The 19,301-nt window shown below is 42.8% G+C and carries 10 protein-coding genes and 1 tRNA gene; 2 read left to right on the forward strand and 9 right to left on the reverse strand.

What is annotated here, in order from left to right:
• Nucleotides 1-70: 70 nt before the first annotated feature.
• Complete coding sequence (locus DXC10_RS03045; protein ID WP_117737302.1) at nucleotides 71-1,234, reverse strand: OmpA family protein; 1,164 nt, start codon at nucleotides 1,232-1,234, stop codon at nucleotides 71-73.
• A gap of 147 nt (nucleotides 1,235-1,381) precedes the next feature.
• Here DXC10_RS03045 and DXC10_RS03050 point away from each other — a divergent pair, with 147 nt between their 5' ends.
• Together DXC10_RS03050 and DXC10_RS03055 are read left to right on the forward strand one after the other, a co-directional pair.
• Complete coding sequence (locus tag DXC10_RS03050) at nucleotides 1,382-2,677, forward strand: DUF4010 domain-containing protein (RefSeq protein WP_101542253.1); 1,296 nt, start codon at nucleotides 1,382-1,384, stop codon at nucleotides 2,675-2,677.
• Between the two features lie 149 nt (nucleotides 2,678-2,826).
• Nucleotides 2,827-5,355, forward strand: coding sequence for an outer membrane beta-barrel family protein (locus DXC10_RS03055; RefSeq protein WP_101542254.1), 2,529 nt, complete (start codon nucleotides 2,827-2,829; stop codon nucleotides 5,353-5,355).
• Nucleotides 5,356-5,433: 78 nt separating this feature from the next.
• On the opposite strand, the gene DXC10_RS03060 is transcribed toward DXC10_RS03055, so the two are convergent.
• The 8 genes from DXC10_RS03060 to DXC10_RS03095 all read right to left on the reverse strand — a co-directional run bounded on the left by DXC10_RS03060 (nucleotide 5,434) and on the right by DXC10_RS03095 (nucleotide 18,890).
• Nucleotides 5,434-6,786 (reverse strand): glucoamylase family protein, encoded by a 1,353-nt coding sequence (locus tag DXC10_RS03060; protein ID WP_117737303.1) that lies wholly within the window; start codon nucleotides 6,784-6,786, stop codon nucleotides 5,434-5,436.
• A 151-nt stretch (nucleotides 6,787-6,937) separates the two neighbouring features.
• Nucleotides 6,938-9,271 (reverse strand): beta-glucosidase BglX, encoded by a 2,334-nt coding sequence (gene bglX / locus DXC10_RS03065; RefSeq protein ID WP_117737304.1) that lies wholly within the window; start codon nucleotides 9,269-9,271, stop codon nucleotides 6,938-6,940.
• 49 nt (nucleotides 9,272-9,320) lie between these two features.
• Complete coding sequence (locus tag DXC10_RS03070; protein ID WP_117737305.1) at nucleotides 9,321-10,844, reverse strand: RagB/SusD family nutrient uptake outer membrane protein; 1,524 nt, start codon at nucleotides 10,842-10,844, stop codon at nucleotides 9,321-9,323.
• A 70-nt stretch (nucleotides 10,845-10,914) separates the two neighbouring features.
• A complete protein-coding gene (locus tag DXC10_RS03075) occupies nucleotides 10,915-13,953 on the reverse strand; it encodes a TonB-dependent receptor (RefSeq protein ID WP_101542449.1) in 3,039 nt (1,012 codons plus the stop codon).
• Between the two features lie 181 nt (nucleotides 13,954-14,134).
• Nucleotides 14,135-14,216: transfer RNA gene (locus DXC10_RS03080), tRNA-Leu, on the reverse strand.
• Nucleotides 14,217-14,288: 72 nt separating this feature from the next.
• Nucleotides 14,289-15,344: a S41 family peptidase gene (locus DXC10_RS03085; protein WP_101542258.1), complete on the reverse strand. Its 1,056-nt coding sequence runs from the start codon at nucleotides 15,342-15,344 to the stop codon at nucleotides 14,289-14,291.
• Between the two features lie 11 nt (nucleotides 15,345-15,355).
• Nucleotides 15,356-16,195 (reverse strand): DUF3316 domain-containing protein, encoded by an 840-nt coding sequence (locus DXC10_RS03090; RefSeq protein WP_101542259.1) that lies wholly within the window; start codon nucleotides 16,193-16,195, stop codon nucleotides 15,356-15,358.
• Nucleotides 16,182-18,890 carry a DNA gyrase/topoisomerase IV subunit A gene (locus DXC10_RS03095; RefSeq protein ID WP_101542260.1) on the reverse strand — a complete coding sequence of 903 codons (2,709 nt, stop codon included), beginning with the start codon at nucleotides 18,888-18,890 and terminating at the stop codon, nucleotides 16,182-16,184. Before DXC10_RS03095 ends, DXC10_RS03090 begins: the two co-directional genes overlap by 14 nt.
• Between the last annotated feature and the right edge of the window lie 411 nt (nucleotides 18,891-19,301).

Here is a 19,301-nt window from a genome sequence, read left to right on the forward strand (position 1 = left end):
TAACAAAAAGGCCGGAACATATTTTATGTTCCGGCCTTTTTGTTAATTGTGAATATTTCTATTTTAGTTATTAATCTTCGTTGATTGTACAGATGCTGACGCGGTTCCAATCTGGTTCTTCAAACATGTTACCTACACCTTGACCTTCTGCAGTGATACGGTTGGCGGCGATTTTATATCTGTTGATAAGCATGTTTTTGACAGATTCTGCACGTTGTTTTGCAATACGAGCATTTACATCAGCGTTACCTTCTGGAGAAGCATAACCCTTGATAGATACGGTAGCTTTGTTGTGGTGCTTCAGGTAAGTAGCGATACGTTCAACGTTAGGAGTCTGAGAAGATTCTACTGCAGTACCACCTTGACGGAAAGTAACTACTGATTCCAATGTTTTCTTGTTGATGGTATTTGTTTCAGTAATTACTTTCGGAGCTTGGTTTTTACAGTCATTTAAAGCTTGTTCCAAGCTGGCAGCTTTTTGATTGGCATCATTCAATGCATTCTTCAATGCTGCTTCATTCTTATCAGCTTCTTGACGCAAGTTATTGATTTGATTGTTCAGAGCGTCGATTTCAGACTGATTATATGGTTTTACAGTTGTGAAATAATGTTTACCATTACTGCTCTTGAAGTGGTATTTCAAACCTGCCATAAATTCCCATGCGCCATTGTTGGCATTGAACATAACGTTCTTGGTACCTTTTTCATTCATGTCGTAAACCAAAGCCGGTTTGAACGCAACAGTCCATGCCTTTGATTCACCCAAATTGAAATTGAAGTTAAGACCGAATTTACTGGACATTGAATTACCATAACCTGCACAGTAGTGCATCCAACCGATACCTGCTACCGTTTCAACTTCAAATAGTCTCGGCTCACCGTTATAACCACAGAACATATTGCTGATATTCAATGTGTTTAACAAACTAAAATTCAAAGCATCGAATGCAGTTTTAGAGTAGGCGCTTTTATTAGTACCTATAACATCGTTCGTATTGATATACCCTGTCATTTCCAAGCCTAAACCTACTATCGGAGTAAGTTGTTTGTTCAGGCCGATACCCATACCTGCACACATGTTTTTAAAGAATGTTCTGTGAGCGAGTGGAGTAGTTCCACCAACATTAAATCCTATAGACCAGTTGTCTGTAAATTTGTTTCCTTCTACGGCATTTTGTGCATTAGCGGCTACAACAACCATGCACATTAATAAACTTACAATAATCTTTTTCATTTTTTTGTTTGTTTTAAAAATTTGGGATGCAAAAATACATAAACAATTGTACAATGGTCACTTGTATCGATAAAATCTGATAAAAAGATTAAATATTCCTACATAATGAACAATATTTGTTATATTTGTCTTCATGAATCAGAAGATATGGAAAAGATATACGAATACTTACCGGAAGAACTCGTCACATTTATTTTGGTGACTATATTTTCTTTACTGATTGGCCTCTCATTGCGGCGAATCAGTCTGAAACGTGAAGGGGAAACCACTCTTTTCGGAACGGATCGTACATTTACTTTTATTGGTATTTTAGGATATCTTCTCTATATTCTTGATCCCGTGGACTATCGTCTTTTTATGGGAGGAGGAGCCATTCTAGGTTTATTGTTGGCACTGAATTATTATGTCAAGCAGTCTCAATTTCATGTATTCGGGGTTACAACAATCGTTATCGCTCTCATTACATATTGTATTGCTCCCATCGTGGCAACACAGCCATCTTGGTTTTATGTTATGGTAATTGTCACTGTTTTGCTTTTTACAGAACTGAAACATACGTTTACCGAGTTGGCGCAGCGAATGAAGAATGATGAAATGATTACGCTTGCCAAGTTTCTTGCTATTAGTGGTATCATACTTCCGATGTTGCCCAATAAGGATTTGATACCGGGTATTCACTTAACTCCTTATAGTATTTGGTTGGCGACTGTTGTTGTTTCAGGCATTTCTTATTTGTCTTATTTATTAAAAAGATATGTGTTTCGTGAATCCGGTATTTTGGTTTCGGGCATTGTTGGTGGTCTATATAGTAGTACAGCTACTATATCCGTGTTGGCACGCAAAAGTCGAAAAGTATCTGCTCAGGAGGCTCCTGAATATGTTGCTGCCATGTTGATGGCAGTCAGTATGATGTTTCTTCGCTTTTTGATTTTGATAGGTATTTTTAGTGTAGATACTTTGCTTTCTATTTATCCCTATTTACTTATTATGTCTGCGGTAACTGCCGGAATAGCTTGGTTTCTGCATTCTAAGTGGAGACGACCTACTACGGCAGGAGCAGCGGAAGAGGATGAAGACGGTAGTAATCCGTTGGAATTTAAAGTAGCCCTGATTTTTGCCGTTTTATTTGTTGTATTTACGATTGCCACACATTATACATTAATATATGCCGGTAGGGGAGGATTGACGTTGTTGTCTTTCGTTTCCGGTATCAGTGATATCACGCCCTTTATTTTGAACTTACTGCAAGGTACAAATAATGTGGCTGTTTCCGTAATAACCGCTTGCAGCATGCAGGCAATCGTTAGTAATATTGTTGTAAACATGTGCTATGCATTCTTTTTTTCAGGTAGCCAGAGTCCTTTGCGTAGATGGATATTACGTGGATTTGGTTGTGTGATAGCGATGAATATTTTTCTGTTACTTTTCTTTTATTTCTTATAAAAAGGTACTCTTTTGCTTTTTTAACTCCGAAATTCTCGTAATCCTTATAAAATACGATACTTTTGTCGAATTATTGTAACAAAATAGACATATCAATCGTCTAATACAAGAACAATAAACAGGAATAGTCATTAAAATGAGAAAACACAATGAGAATTAAATGGATTTTGTTGCTGGGCATGTTAATTTTATCTGGCCTGGCAGTAGCACAAAACACGGCAAACTCCACCTTTCAAGTGAAAGGTGTTTTGCTTGATTCGCTCACTCAGGAAAGCGAGCCTTACGCCACTATCAAGATTGCTAAAAAACATGCTCCGGCGCGGGCTGTCAAGATGTTGGTAACGGATATGAAAGGTAAATTTCAGGAAAAGGTACCGGGAACTGGTGATTTTGTGATGACAATATCTTCTGTAGGGCGGAATAATATCGTGAAGAATTTTTCTGTAAAAACAGGAGGTCAGTTGGTGGATTTCGGTACTTTGTATATTACGGATGCATCCAACGAACTGGGACAAGTTGAAGTAGTAGCCCAAAAACCCTTGGTAAAAGTAGATGTGGATAAGATTGAATATAATATAGAAGATGATCCCGACTCCAAAACAAACACCGTCATAGAGATGCTTCGTAAAGTTCCGTTGGTAACGGTGGATGGTGAAGACAATATTCAGGTGAACGGTAGTAGTAGTTTTAAGATACATGTCAATGGGAAACCTAACAATATGATGAGTAACAATCCGAAGGAAGTACTTAAGAGTATGCCTGCTAATACCATTAAATATATAGAGGTTATCACTTCACCGGGAGCGAAGTATGATGCCGAGGGTGTGGGAGGTATTCTTAATATTGTGACTGTTGGTAGCGGATTTGAAGGATATACCGCTACATTCAGTGCCCGTGCCAGTAATATGGGATTGGGAGGCGGTGCCTATGCTACCATCAAACAAGGTAAACTTACGTTGACGGGAAACTACAATTATAGTTACAATAATCAACCTACCAGTTATTCGGACAGTTATCGTGAGGATTATACCTCTACCGACCAAAAATATCTGGAATCTACTAGTTCATCGGATTATAGCGGACAATTTCAGCACGGTAATGTGGAAGCCAGTTACGAGATAGACACCCTGCGACTTATCACCATGTCCATAGGTATGTATGGTGGTGGAAACGACAATGATTCGGAAGGAAACACTGAAATGTGGAATGAGGCACGAGATAAAAAGGCATATAGCTATCGTACCTCGACTACGGGCGATGGTTCGTGGTATTCTATCCGTGGAAATATTGATTACCAGCGTGTATCAAAGAAAAATAAGGATCGTATGCTTACCTTGTCCTACAAGATCAATACTCAACCTCAGGAGAGCGATAACTTCAATCGGTATTTAGACCGCTATCAGGTACCTGAAGCTTTCTTACTCTATAACTCGCATACTTTCGGTAAGACCAATACTACGGAGCATACTTTCCAGGTTGATTACACGACGCCTATAGGCAAATTGCATACTATAGAGACTGGTATGAAGTATATTATTCGTAATAATATTAGTGAGAATAATTTTGAGGAAGACAAGAGTAGTGATGGAAATGGTAATTATGAATACAATAAAGACCGTAGCAGTAATTACAAGCATCTGAATGATATTCTGGCTGCTTATCTGGGCTATACGTTACGCTACAAGGATTTCACTTTCAAGCCAGGAGTACGTTTTGAACACACGGCGCAAGATGTACGTTATATCGTTGGTGCGGGAGAAGACTTCAAAGTAGATTATAACGATGTGGTACCTTCCGTATCCATGGGGATTAAATTGGGCAAAACGCAAACATTACGTGGAGGATACGATATGCGTATTTATCGGCCGGGTATCTGGTATCTGAATCCTTATTTTGATGACAGAAATCCGATGTTCATCACTCAAGGTAACTCGGAACTGGAGAGTGAGAAGAGTCATGCATTCAATTTGAGTTATAGTAGTTTTACAGCTAAGTTTAACGTTAATGTAGCATTGCGTCATTCCTTCAATAATAATGGAATAGAGCGTGTGAGCCACCTGATAGGTGAAAATGGTGAGTATTTCGGTGCCGACAATATGCATTTTGCTCCCGAAGGCGCTCTTTACAGTACATATGAAAATATAGGTAAGAGCCGTAATACTAACTTGAGTTTATATCTCAACTGGAATGCATCACCCAAGACACGTATTTATGTTAATGGCCGTGGTAGTTATTCGGATATTAAAAGTCCATCACAGAATTTGCACAACTATGGCTGGCAGGGCTCTATGTATGGCGGTGTTCAGCATACTTTCCCGTGGAAACTGCGGGCTAGCTTGAATGCCGGTGGAAGTACACCTTATATTTCTCTGCAAGGAAAGGGTAGTGGTTACTATTATTATAGCCTGAGTGTAAATCGTTCTTTCCTCAAAGACCGTTTAACAGTGAGTGCTTATGCTTCGAACCTGTTCTCTAAGTATATCAACTTCGATAATACGACTTTCGGTCAGAACTTTTATTCTACCAGTAAGAGCCGTTATCCTAACCGTTCTTTCGGGATGAGTATCAGTTATCGCATTGGTGAGTTGAAAGCAAGTGTGAAAAAAGCGGCGCGTTCCATCAATAATGATGATGTAAAAGGCGGCAGTGGAGAAGGAGGCGGAAGTACCCCGCAATAACTCCGGTTAATACTTTATTTAGAACTAAAGGTTCTATGCCCTCCATGGTGCATAGAACCTTTAGTTCTAAATAAAACCTTAAGTTTTATCCTTTTTTGTAAATCCCAGCTTTTCCAGTCCTTTTTGTACATCCGGATGGCTCATAAAAAGATTCCAGAGAAGTCCGGTACGATAATTTTCAATCATTACAGCAATCGGTCCCTGATCAATGGCGAGGTAACGTTGTGGATACCAATTATCCGTTTCACTGAAAGCATCGTAAAAACCGTATGGACCGAACACTTTATCTCCCATTTCATAGAGATGGCGCATCACTTGTAGTGAATATTCCGGTGTGTAGACAATGGATGATAAAGCGGCGGTAGGTGAAATGACACCTTGATCGTCACGCTCGTTGGGAGCATGCGCGGCATATCCGTTTACTGAATAGCTGGCGGTTAGCCCCCAACAGTCAGCACCGAAACCTTTGTAGTGTTTGGGATTTCGTATGCAGTATGCACGGTTTACAAGTGTCAAGTTACGCATCTCTTCGAAGTAACTGGGGCAGTACTCATCCTTCAATCCGGTGGGGTTGAGACCGAGAAAAGAATACTGTGCCCAAAACAGCGGACCTGCCTTTGTGCCTTGATAGCGCAGATGTAATTCAATGTCTTCCACCTTATGAGGATCTACGATGGCACCATTTTGAGCCCATCCGTCATGATAGACGGAGGCAGGAACGCTATGAGTAGGTGATGCGGCAGCAAGTATGTACATAATGAGACATTCGTTGTAACCATGTACGGGGAAATTCATTTCCCATCCATACTCAGGACTCCAATGCCAATAGAGTACATTCTGGTTTCCTTGACGATAGAAGTTCCAATCTACTTCACGCCACAACTTGTCAATACGTGTGCTAAGAGCCTTCTCTCGTTCACTGCCGTTGGCGTAATATTGATGGACGGCAAGCAACGCCTGCATAATGAAAGCTGTTTCTACCAGGTCGCCACCATTATCCATCTTTCCGAAAGGTTTCACTTTGCCGGTATCACCATACCACCAATGGGGATAAGCTCCATGAAAACGGTCGGCTGTTTCAAGGAAGGAGATAATACGTTCCATACGTTCCAACCCTTCTTCACGAGTTACATAACCGCGGTCTATACCGGCAAGTATTGCCATAATGCCGAAACCGCTACCGCCGGAGGTTATAACATTTTGATCGTTCTCAGGATAATCGCCATCCATATGGATACGTTCCCGTGCCAATCCACTATTAGGCTCGGCGCCTTCCCAAAAGTAATTGAAGGTACGGCGTTGAACGGTGTCCATCAAGGCATCATCGTCTAGTGTATACTTTGAGCTCTCTATACCGGTTTTCTTTTGCTTGCAAGCCCCGGCAAGGAGTAGCAAAAAGAGGAACGGAATATATAATTTTAATTCTTTCATATAATGTGGGTATAAGTTAAATGAAACATCACGATACGTTGAATGGCTACGTACCGTAGAGATGGATGTTGCTCAAGAAGATTGGCTTACTTATACCATGAGTATGATTTGCCTTACAAATCATTCTCATAGGGTATACAACACAGAGTATTTACTTCAGTGTCAACCGCGCTGTCTTCTTGGCCTGACTACTGCCACCGATAAAAATGTCAAATTCTCCCGATTCGGCTACATGATTTAAATCGTAGTCATAGAAACGTAACAGCTCTGGAGTAATTTTGAAGGAAACTGTCTTGCTTTCACCGGCACGGAGAAATATTTTTTCGAAACCTTTCAGTTCGCGTACCGGGCGGGTAATACTTCCCACAAGGTCATGGATATAAAGCTGTACTACTTCCGCTCCGTCACGTTTCCCTGTGTTGGTAACAGTGACTACGGCAGTGATGGAACCGTTCTGATCCATTGTCGGGGTACTTAGTGCGATGTCACTGTATTGGAAAGTTGTATACGACAAACCATATCCGAAAGGATACAATGGGGCGTTGTCCACATCCAGATAATTACTGCGGAATTTCTCAAACCACTTCCCTTCTTTCAACGGGCGTCCTGTATTTTTGTGATTATAAAACAAAGGTATCTGCCCTACATTTTTCGGAAAGGTCATCGTCAACTTACCGCTCGGATTTACGTCACCGAACAGTACATCGCCGATTGCGTAAGCAGCTTCGCTTCCTCCGAACCACACATTCAGAATGGCAGGTACATTCTTCTGCTCCCAAGTCAGAGTCAGTGGGCGACCTGTGAAGAGTGTCAACACTACCGGTTTGCCGGTCTTCAGTAACGTTTCCAACAGAGTACGCTGTACATCGGGAATAGCCAGTTCGGTACGGCTGGAACTTTCACCGCTCATTTCGGAAGACTCTCCCAATGCGGCTATAATGACGTCCGCTCCGGCTGCTACTTTCAACGCTTCCTCCAGCATTTCCTTATCTGTACGGTTGTCACGATTTAGCGAACGGCCGAATAGGGTGGCGCGTTCCTCATAGGCAGCATCACTAATCAGATTACTGCCTTTGGCGTATGTAATGTTCACTTTACCTGCCATCATCTCTTTTAACCCCTCGTATAGGGAAGGATAATCATTGAGACGTGCAGCCACACTCCATGTGCCCGGCATATTGCTGCGGGTATTACCGAGCGGGCCGATAACGGCGACTGTTCCTTTCTTTTCCAAAGGAAGTACTGGAGTGGCAGGAGAACCCGGCTGTTTCGGTAGGCTGCTGTTCTTCAATAAAACGAAACTTTCCGAGGCAATTTTACGCGCTGCATCGCGATGTTCTTTTGTGAAGATATCGCGTGCCGGACGGTTCTGGTCACAATATTTATATGGATTGTCGAACAGCCCCAATTTGTATTTTGCTTCCAGAATACGGCGGCAAGCGGCATCTAATGTCTTCATGCTGACTTTACCTTGAGTGATGGATTTTTTCAGGGTACCGGCGAAACCTTCGCTTACCATATCCATATCGATCCCGGCGTTGAGGGCACGGGCGGAAACGGTTTGGAGGTCTCCGATACCATGTTCAATCATTTCGGAAATACCGGTAAAATCTGTTACGACAAAGCCTTTAAATCCCCATTGCTTGCGCAATACATCTGTCATCAACCATTTGTTGGCGGTAGCAGGTACGCCGTCTATCTCATTGAAAGAAGCCATCACACTGCCCACACCTGCTTCAATAGCAGCTTCGTAGGGATACATATATTCATTGAACATACGGTTACGGCTCATGTCCACAGTGTTATAATCGCGACCTGCTTCACCGGCTCCATAGAGTGCAAAATGTTTTACACATGCCATGATTTCATCGTTGCGCTTCATCTGATCGGACAGGTTGGTACCCTGATATCCGTATACCATTGCTTTGGCTATGGCTCCTCCAAGGAATGGATCCTCACCACTACCTTCACTGACACGTCCCCAACGAGGATCGCGGCTGATGTCTACCATCGGACTGAATGTCCATGAAATGCCGTCGGCGCTTGCTTCAATGGCAGCGATACGTGCCGATTTTTCGATGGCGGCCATATCCCATGTACAAGACAGGCCGAGAGGAATGGGGAAAATGGTCTCGTAACCATGTATCACGTCCATACCAAAGAGTAGTGGAATGCCCAGGCGGGAATTTTCTACTGCCAGTTTCTGTACGTCACGTATCTTTGATACTCCTTTCAAGTTGAAAAGTCCTCCGACAAGTCCCTGCTCAATCTTCTTGGCAACATCACTGCTTTTAGCTTGTCCGGTGGTGATTTCTCCTGTTACGGGTAGATTTAGCTGACCTATTTTTTCCTTTACAGTCATCTTCTTCATCAGTGCATCGATGAAACGATCCATGTCTTGCGGAGATTTCTGTGCCTGCATGGTGGCGATACCCATAAAGGTTGCTGCCATGAGAAGGCTTGTCCTTTTGAAAATCTTCTTCATATTATGTATTTTTATCAAATAATAATTTACGTTTTAATATAGTTCCCATTTAGTAATTCGGGTTTTGTACCAATACTCCATTGGACTTATCGATTTCTTCCTGAGGTAACGGTAACAATGCATTCTTATCCTGATAGTTCTTTCCGGCCGCCTGGAGTACTTCTTTAGCAATACCCCAGCGCACCAGATCATAGAAACGGTCAGGTTCCAGAGCAAGCTCTACCCGGCGTTCATGACGGATGGCTTCGCGTAATACATTCTGATCGGTAGAAGTAACCTTCGGTAATATGTCATTATTTGATCCGCGGGCATGTGCACGTACTTGTTCCAGATAGTCGATAGCTTCACCGGAGATACCCTTTTCATTGGCGGCTTCAGCGGCCATCAGTAATACATCGGGATAGCGGATGATACGGATATTTACCCAGAAACCTTCTTTGGTGTACTTCTGGCGTAGTTCGGGTTCTGTATATGCTTTTTTATTGAAGTAAGCACCCATAGCAGTGGAAACAGGAGATTCGCCGTAAGGCTTGTTCGTGTTCTCTGGTGTGATGGGGTCACTGATATTCTTACGAAAATAGAGTAAAGTGGCATCTTTACGGGGATCACCCGGTTCAAAGGCTTTTCCTAAAAGTGCTGTACCCATGTGCCAACCCCAACCTAAGTTCCATTCTCCGGCACCACGTACTCCTTGTACCTGGCAGAACTGGCTACCGATAACATCACTGTTCTTGAGTGCTTCGGTCGACTCGCATTGTAGTTCAAAAATACTTTCTCCGCAATTTTCCCCTTCAACGGTAAATACCTTATCTATTGGTGTATTCAGGTTGTATTTACCCGTTTTTATGACATCGGTAGAGGCATTGTACATATTATCCCAATCATTCCGCATCATGTAAGTGCGGGCATGCAAAGCACGTGCTGCTCCGTATGTGATGCGTCCTGTATACTCTGTAGACCATTCCAGTGGTAAGCATTTTTCCGCTTCGGTCAAGTCTTTGTCGATCTGTTCGTAAATTTTATCTGCCGTTGTTTTGGCAATGTTGGCTTCGGAGGCCTCGTTTATCTTAAAAGTCACTAAGGGTACTTCACCCCATGCACGTACGAGGTTGAAATAGCAATATGCGCGGAAGAACAGAGCTTCTCCTTTAGTACGTATATTTTCTAGGTCATCTTTGTTGGCGCTATTCTCCAGATCGTTTAATATGTCATTACATTGGTAAATGATCTTATAATTCTGTCCCCAGTAGGCGGTCAGTGTGCCATTGGATGCAGTGTATTCAAAGTCATCCCACATTGCTGCCTGGTCGGCACCGTCACCGGCGTCACTTCCTTTTTCGGAATCTTCACTACGTACCATGTGTATCATAAATGCGGGAATGCCGGCGGTAATGTTGTAACTGCGCATCAAGTAGTACACATTGTACATCTTTCCGCCTACAAGAGCGTTGGGAGCATCATCTTCGGTGAACTGTCCCAATGGGTCACGGTCCAGGAAGTCATTACAGGATGTCATGGCAAAGGTTGTCAGTATACCTGCTGTCAGAGTTAAAATTTTATTTCTTAATTTCATAATCTTCTTGTTATAAGTTCAATAAAGTGCTGTTATTCCATAAGGAAGTCTTGTTCCGGTATTACATCGGTTAGAATGTCAGATTGAAACCGAATGTATAAATTGCCGGCATCGGATAGCTACCGTCATCTACGCCGAATGCAATAGCCGTACCCCCCAATTCAGGAGTATATCCGGTATTATGTTTCCAGGTTTTTAAGTTTTGGATGTTCACGTAGAGTTTCAGTGCCTGCATACCGATTTTGGAAATCAAAGTTTTATCGAAATTATAGGCCAACTGTACATTACGGATCCGGAAGAAACTGCCATCTTCGATGTAATATTCGGAGTTCAAATTATTGATGGTATGTTTGGTATTCAGCAACGGTTGGGTATTGCTTGTACCCGGTCCGTGCCAACGCTCCAGACGTTGTTTCATAAAATTGAACTGGCTCCAGTTATAGTTGTCCCAAGTACGGAATATCTGGTTGCCGGCTTGTCCCATCATGTCGAGACCCAGTTCCCAGTTTTTGTATGTGACTCCCAGAGTGATACCGTATGTCACGTCCGGTGTCGGGTCACCAATCAGGGTACGGTCAGCAGGAGTAATCTCGCCGTTTCCATCTACATCCTTGAACTTCAAGTCGCCTGGTGTAACGGTGGCCAATGTATTCTTGGGAGAATTGTTGATTTCTTCCTGTGTCTGATAGACACCCTCTACTTTGTAACCATAGAAATAGCCGATAGGATATCCCGCCATCGTATAACTTTGACTCTTGTCTCCGGCAATGATGGAATAACCTTCCTGAACAAGGCTCAAGACCTTATTTTTGATGGTGGTAAGGTTGGCTCCTACATTGTATCCCCAATCACCTATTTGGTCACGCCAACTTACAGCGAGTTCCACGCCCTTGTTTTCAATAGAACCAAGATTACCGATACCTGGTACTGTACCTGAGATACCTGGTACTTCAGCCAATAGGTCTTTGGTGGTTTTCTTGTAGTAAACTCCTTCAAAGTGTAAGCGGTTACGCAGAAAGTTTGCTTCTGCTCCTACTTCCCATGCTTCCACTTTTTCCCATCTCAGATGTGGGTTGGGTAGATAAGAAAGTTGATAACCCGGATAAATAGCCGAAGGTTTGCCAAATACGGCAGAGTAAGCATTAGTCAACAAGGGTTCGGCAGGGTAAGCTTTGTCCAGGTTCTGGTTACCGAGTGTACCCCAGGAACCTTTCAGCTTCAACATATCCAGCCAGGTAATATCCTTCATAAATTCTTCTTCTGTCATCAGCCAACCGGCACCGACGGAATAGAAATTCTGCCATTGATTTCCGGTATAAGAGAAAGCCGAAGAACCGTCACGACGATACGATGCATTCAATAGGTATCTACCTTTATAATTATAGAGTACACGTCCTAAGATAGATACAGTGCTGCGTTCCCATTGGGTACTCCCGTTAGTGGATGTTGCTGCATCACCGATACTTACATACCATTTGTCGGGATTATTGGGAATAACCAGTCCGACTCCTTGTGTACGGGCAGCGTTCAGATTTTCAAGTTTATTATAATAGGTAGTGAAACCTGCCGTAGCGGTCAGGCTATGGTCGCCCCATGTATTCTGGTAGGTCAGCAGGTAGTCACTTTGCACTTTTGTCTCTGTCTCTTTAGCTTGAGTTACTCCGGTCTTTCCGTCACCCAAAGTCACGATATTGCCTTCTACACTACTATCGAATACCTGGATAATAGGAGTGTAAGTACGTTTACTGTTGGAAGCATAGTCCATGGAATACATCACTTTAGCCTGAAAGTGCTTTAGAAAGTCCCATTGGGCATATACATTTCCGGATGCCCGGTAGTTTTCCGCACGGGTAGTGTTGGCTTTCTTATCAACATCCACCATCGGATTGTTCATTTGTGCCTTCTGGAAATTAGGCAGTGTAGTATATAGACCATATTCTTGGTTGAAAACAGGAGCTACAGGAGCGGCGCGCAAAGCTGTTGCCACACTTTTGGTGTCGGCGGGCAACATGCGTGCACCGTTGAACTGAAAACCTACCTTGAAGTTATCTGTCAACTTATAATCATTACTGACGTTTAACGTAACTTTACTGTATTTCTCGTGTTTGATATTCCCTTGTTCGTAGGCATATCCGGCACCAAGATAGAAACTGTGCTTGGCAGAGGCCCCTGTGACGCTGATATTGTTATTGGTGATAAATCCCGTTTGAAAGATTTCGTCTTGCCAGTTGGTGTTGCCCGTCCAGTCTGTAAAATCGAACTCTGGACTACCTTCATTTCTCAACTGTTCGTTATATAGTTCCTTGAAACCGGTAGCATCTGTTAATGCAATTTTGTTTGTCACGGCTTTAAAACCGAACGAACCGTTGATGTTGACACGTGTCTGTCCTTCCTTCGCTTTTTTAGTGGTAATGATGATGACCCCGTTGGCGCCGCGCACACCGAAGATAGCGAGAGATGAAGGATCTTTCAGGATTTCCATGGACTCTATATCCTGTGGATTTAGGAAATTGATGTTGTCATTGAACAGTCCATCTACCACATACAGCGGTTTATATCCGTTGATGGAGTTGGTACCACGTACACGTATTTCCGGATCGGCACCTGCCTTACCGGAATTAATTACTTGTACACCGGCAATTTTCCCTTGTAGCGCTGATACGGGATTGACTACCGGTTTATTGGCAATTTCATCCCCTTTTATATTCGTGATAGAACCGGTAAGGTCACGCTTTTTGGCGCTACCATAACCGATGACTACCGTTTCGGCAAGCATTTGTGAATCATCTTGCATTTTTACATTGATGATGTTTTGGTTGCCTACTTTGATGGTCTGCTTCACCATACCCACGTATGAGAATTCCAACGTAGTTTCCGGTGGTACTTGGATGGAGTATTTACCATCAATATCGGTGATCACACCGTTATTAGTTCCCTGCTGTAGAACAGATGCACCGATTAGTGGTTCGCCTGTTGCGTCGGTCACCGTACCGGTTACCGTTTTGTTCTGTGAAAATGCAGGCATTGTGACGAGGAGCATACATGCTATCAGAAATAGATTTTTCAGCCATGAGGCTCTCTTCATAGGAAGTCTAGGTTTTTTCTTCATTGCATAAATTTTTAGTGGATAACTAACTTTATTATTTTCACTGAAACAATTTAAATGCAAAAAAGATTTCATTCGTTTCCATATCTTCCGTTTTTAACACATACAAAATAAAAGCCTCGGAAATATCACATTCCCGAGGCCTTTTCAGTTGTTTGTCTAAATAATTGTTCTATAAAATCTGTGCGGATGATAGGACTCGAACCTACACGCCTCACGGCACCAGATCCTAAGTCTGGCGCGGCTGCCAATTACGCCACATCCGCAGAAGTAATTCTCATTAAGCGATGCAAAGATAAGAAGTTTTCCCGATTTAACAAGCAAAAGAGGGAAGAAAGTTATTTATTCCCTTTAGGTGTCCATTTTCCGCTAAGAAAAGCACGGGCTTTTTCCAAAATAGTATCTATATTGTTAGCTTCATCTGTTTCCAGCATATCGACTTTGATATCCGGTTCTATTCCCCATTCTATCTGTTCCATGTCTACACTGAAGTGCGGACTGGCAGAAAAACGAACGGTCCATCCGTTGGGCAGCTCCGATGTGAAAGGCATGCCGGAACCACCGCCTGTTTTATCTCCCATAATAGTGACGTTGGGTAGATAACGCATTTGGTTTACAAAATCATTCGTTGCGCTGTAAGAACGGCGGTTTGTCAATACTACAACTTTCTTTTGCCAGCGTACTCCGTCATTAGGCTCTAAATAGATAGGATAAGGTTCGGAGAAGTCATTGTGCCCTTTTCCTGTCTTATGACTAATGTATCCGGTCAACACTTTTTCGTTGGTGAAACGGGCGGCGATGCGGGTAGAGTTAGTGACGTTTCCACCTCCATTACTGCGCACGTCAATGATAAGTCCGTTGCATACGGCAAGATAAGAAAGTATCTCGTCCAGATTTCCATTGCCGATAGGTGATGAGAAACTTTCATAACGCATATAACCGATATTATCTTCGAATATCTTGTACTTAATACCGGCGGCAGTACGATAATCAGTGCTGGCTTTTCCCAGATAATAATCTTCTACGATGTCTTCTCGAAAATTACGGGGGTAATCTTGATACCATGCGTCATAATAGGAAACGTTGTGTGATGAGGCGAGGTTTACATGCCCGTCTTGTAGTTCGTTCAGCATTTGTCCCAAGACTTCAAATAACCCTTCACTCGTCATATTGTTAGTGATGAGTTTATTGTATTTAGTGTGTATGGCATTCCAGTCAATCTGTTTGTATTCCAGAAAGCAATACTGCTCATCGATAATTTTCCACAAGGCTTCAAAATTTCCTTGCGGCGTATTAATGACATCATCCTCGCGGATACAGCCGCTCCATAGAGGAAGTGCGACAATTAGAAATATTATTTTTTTTAAAGATCCCATCACCTTATCATTCTGCATTTATCACCTTATCATTTCTTTCTCTTATTTCGCAGCAAATACAAATCCTTCACAAATCCCACCATAAATACATGTGAATATGTATGCGTCTTTATATCATTTACCTTAGATTGTTGTGTATCCCAGATATAACCCAGTCGTATCTTGGCACGTCCCACGGGAAAGTCCGCTGTCAGCATCTGTCGCAGTGAAGGCTGGTTGTGCAGTGAAGTAAACTTTACCACACCACTGCTGTTACCCAATGAGAATATTTCATAGTAAGACTGTCCGTAGTGAGGTGAGAACATTACGCCCATCAAAGGCAGGTTTATCTGATAACGGAGTGTCAGCGGATAATTCTTTATCTTTAACTCCCAAATAGCCATACCCGATGCATCGAGATTGATATATGCCCTTGCCGATGCAGGATTATTGGTGTTACGTAGATTGTACACGAAGCCTCCGTTCAAGTCAGCCAGCCCTCCGGCGAGCAACTTGAAATTACTTGTTATGGGAAAATTGTAGTGTAAGCCATAATTCCAGTTTGCCAATGCGGAGAAAGTATTGTTATTGTCCACTTTATTATGCGTATAACCTAAATCAGCCTGGAAAAAACTTTGCAAAGATAATTTGCCGTTTGCCCATTTTGTCATCCGCATGCTCTCGCGAGAGAAACGGAAGTCGATACCCTTGTACTCCTGTGGAGACAGATAGGTGTCGAATACATTCGTAAAACCTACACCGTACATGGTGGCACGAGTTACGAGACGGCTTTGTTCCAAACCTTCCGTTTCTACCGGGAGTTGTGCCTGCACTCTCCCGAAACATAGGAACAGGCAACTTGTTAGTATTACTGATTTAAGTAGTTTCATGCTTGCTGTCATCATTTGAGAACAACTTCATTTGTCCTGTCAATTCATCCAGAATGTCACCTTCACTTTTTCCGTGGTCGGGGTCGAGTATTTCTGGTTCATCTTCCTCTTCTTGCTCTTCATTTTGTAAGGTTTCGGGTTGACGTAAAGGTTCCAGTTCATTGATGGTTTCAATGGTAAAGGTAGTCAGTCGTTTCCCTTTTGCTTTGAACCCTTTCACGGCGATAAATTCATCGGCTTCTATCACCATCGGTTCACGGAAATTATCATGACCGCCAAAAATAACTTCCAAACGTGGATAGTATTCGTCCGTCAGTAAAATAAGCCGGTTGTCTTTGTTTTCGCCCAAGTAATTTTGTTTACGATTGCTTGCTTCAAAGCAGAAACGCTTGATGTACGGGTAATTTTGTTGGTCGGCATCATAAAGTACGGCTGTCCATATCTTGTTGACATCATACTTTTCCAAAACACGGATACTGTCTTCGTAGTGATTGTTGAGATCGAAATTCGTTGTGTAGAATTCACCACTGTTCAGCACTACGAGGATACTGTCTTCACTCTGGAATTCACCAAGGTATTCACCGCGTCCATCATAATTGAGCCGCAGGACATCGCGGTCGAACCAAACCTTACGTCCACCCAGGGTTGAGCCGCCGCGTTGTTTCAATGCTATTTTGTGTACCGGTAATTTGGTCAGGATGTTACCCATAGCTTGGCGACCCTTGATACCGATATTGCTGAAGTCTTCTTCAAAGATAATGCGGCGTACACGTGGGTTCGGTTTTAGAGTGACTTTAATGATTTCCGCTTCTCCATTCGGATTGGCTGTGAAATACATGATACGTGAATCGGGTGTACCTTGAGTCACGTCGTATTCACGGTCACGTACCACGGAAGTCACGGCAAAACGCTTGATATAGTGCGTACCTTCTTTACCGTCGCGATAAACCACATTATAGATAGTACGCTTGTCATTTTTCTTGAATACGGCGGCATACAGTATATTCTTACCGACAAACTTTTTATCTGCCACCGGAGTAATGATGTATCGTCCGTCACGGAAGAAAATGATGATATCATCCAGGTCGGAGCAGTTTGCCAAAAACTCGTCTTTCTTTAAACCTGTTCCGATGAAGCCTTCTTCACGGTTGATGTATAGTTTTTCGTTGGCTTCCACCACCTTTGCGGTGTCAATGGTATCGAAGTTACGCAATTCCGTGCGGCGCGGGAAATTTTTGCCATATTTGTCTTTCAGCATCCTGAACCAGTCTACAGTATATTCCACGATGTTTGCCAGATGACGGTCTATCTCCTCAATGTCTGCTTTCATGCGGGCTATCAGTTCTTCCGCTTTGTCGGAGTTGAACCGGAGGATACGGGCCATCTTGATTTCCATCAGTTTAAGGATATCTTCCTTGGTTACTTCGCGGATCAATGTCGGATAATAAGGGGTCAGGCGTTCATCAATATGTTCACAAGCAGCATCCATGTTTTTAGCTTGTTCAAATTCCTTATCTTTGTAGATACGCTCTTCGATGAATATTTTTTCCAATGAAGCGAAGTGCAGGTTCTCCAGAATTTCATTCTTATGGATTTCCAGTTCCTGTCGCAACAATACCAACGTATTATCTACTGATTTCTTCAATACGTCACTGATGGTGAGGAAGTGAGGCTTCTGGTCATCAATAACACAACAGTTGGGTGAGATACTCACTTCGCAATCGGTAAAAGCATATAGGGCATCAATCGTTTTATCCGAAGAAACGCCTGGGGCAAGGTGTACCAGGATCTCTACGTTGCCTGATGTCAGGTCTTCTACCTTTTTAATTTTGATTTTCCCTTTTTCGCTTGCCTTTACAATAGAGTCGCAGACATTGGCCACCGTTTTGCCGTAGGGAATTTCCTTGATGGCGATGGTCTTATTGTCTACCTTCTCTATCTTGGCACGCACGCGTACGGCACCACCACGTTCACCATCATTGTATTTCGAAACGTCGATGTTGCCTCCTGTCTGAAAGTCGGGATAAAGCGTGAACCCTTCTTTGTGTAGATATTTGATGGAGGCATCACAAAGTTCATTGAAATTATGTGGCAATATCTTGGATGAAAGACCTACGGCGATACCTTCTACTCCTTGTACCAGCAATAGCGGAAACTTTACGGGGAGTGTCACCGGTTCTTTATTTCGTCCGTCGTATGAGAGTTTCCATTCTGTGGTCTTTGGATTGAACACCACATCGAGTGCAAACTTGGAAAGCCGTGCTTCTATGTAACGGGGGGCGGCTGCGCTGTCTCCTGTCAGGATATTTCCCCAGTTTCCCTGACAGTCGATGAGCAAATCTTTTTGACCGAGCTGAACCAAAGCATCACCGATAGAAGCGTCTCCGTGCGGGTGAAACTGCATCGTATGTCCTACGATGTTGGCCACCTTGTTGTAACGCCCGTCTTCCAAACGCCTCATGGAGTGTAAAATACGCCTTTGCACAGGCTTCAGCCCATCCATGATGTGAGGTACAGCACGTTCCAGAATAACGTAAGAAGCGTAATCCAGAAACCAATTCTGGTACATTCCGCTCAATTGATGCTTTATACTCACGTCGTTCGTATCCGCAGGTTTATAATCCGAATGTCCTTCATTCCCTTCCGGGAGTTCTTTGTCCAAGTCTTCTTTCGGTGCTTCAAAATCTTCGCTCATATTTCTTTGGGAATTGTCTATTCAATGATAACTGTTGGTTTTACAGTTGCAGGCAAAAATACAAAATTTATCGGGAAAATCAGCAAATCGCTTTAAAAAACAAGGTATATAGCGAGTTAAGCTGTTTTCTTCTCAAAAGATGTGATGATTGGCAAAATATTGAATGAGATAAGTACCCCGTTATAACTTTTACATTAGTGCCACTTAATTGGCACAACTTTGCCATTTCATTGGCACGGCTTTGCCAATTGAGTGGCAAGATCGTGCCAATGGAGTGGCAACAAAACTGTTCTTTATAATCATGCGGATTAACAGGTTGGCTGTTGATTTGCATTGTTAATAACCACTTGTTTAATACGTTGGGTACAATTGCCGGCCATTGCATGTTAATTATGCAAATAAGATAAATTA

This window comes from Bacteroides sp. OM08-11, assembly GCF_003438665.1.
Classification (GTDB): domain Bacteria; phylum Bacteroidota; class Bacteroidia; order Bacteroidales; family Bacteroidaceae; genus Bacteroides; species Bacteroides cutis.

Bases quoted from the DNA above. Each gene is read 5' to 3' on its own strand.
- DXC10_RS03060 (WP_117737303.1), bottom strand. From the start codon at position 6,786: ATGAAAGAATTAAAATTATATATTCCGTTCCTCTTTTTGCTACTCCTT.
- DXC10_RS03055 (WP_101542254.1), top strand. From the start codon at position 2,827: ATGAGAATTAAATGGATTTTGTTGCTGGGCATGTTAATTTTATCTGGC.
- DXC10_RS03095 (WP_101542260.1), bottom strand. From the start codon at position 18,890: ATGAGCGAAGATTTTGAAGCACCGAAAGAAGACTTGGACAAAGAACTC.
- DXC10_RS03090 (WP_101542259.1), bottom strand. From the start codon at position 16,195: ATGAAACTACTTAAATCAGTAATACTAACAAGTTGCCTGTTCCTATGT.
- DXC10_RS03045 (WP_117737302.1), bottom strand. From the start codon at position 1,234: ATGAAAAAGATTATTGTAAGTTTATTAATGTGCATGGTTGTTGTAGCC.
- bglX (WP_117737304.1), bottom strand. From the start codon at position 9,271: ATGAAGAAGATTTTCAAAAGGACAAGCCTTCTCATGGCAGCAACCTTT.
- DXC10_RS03075 (WP_101542449.1), bottom strand. From the start codon at position 13,953: ATGAAGAAAAAACCTAGACTTCCTATGAAGAGAGCCTCATGGCTGAAA.
- DXC10_RS03085 (WP_101542258.1), bottom strand. From the start codon at position 15,344: ATGCAGAATGATAAGGTGATGGGATCTTTAAAAAAAATAATATTTCTA.
- DXC10_RS03050 (WP_101542253.1), top strand. From the start codon at position 1,382: ATGGAAAAGATATACGAATACTTACCGGAAGAACTCGTCACATTTATT.
- DXC10_RS03070 (WP_117737305.1), bottom strand. From the start codon at position 10,844: ATGAAATTAAGAAATAAAATTTTAACTCTGACAGCAGGTATACTGACA.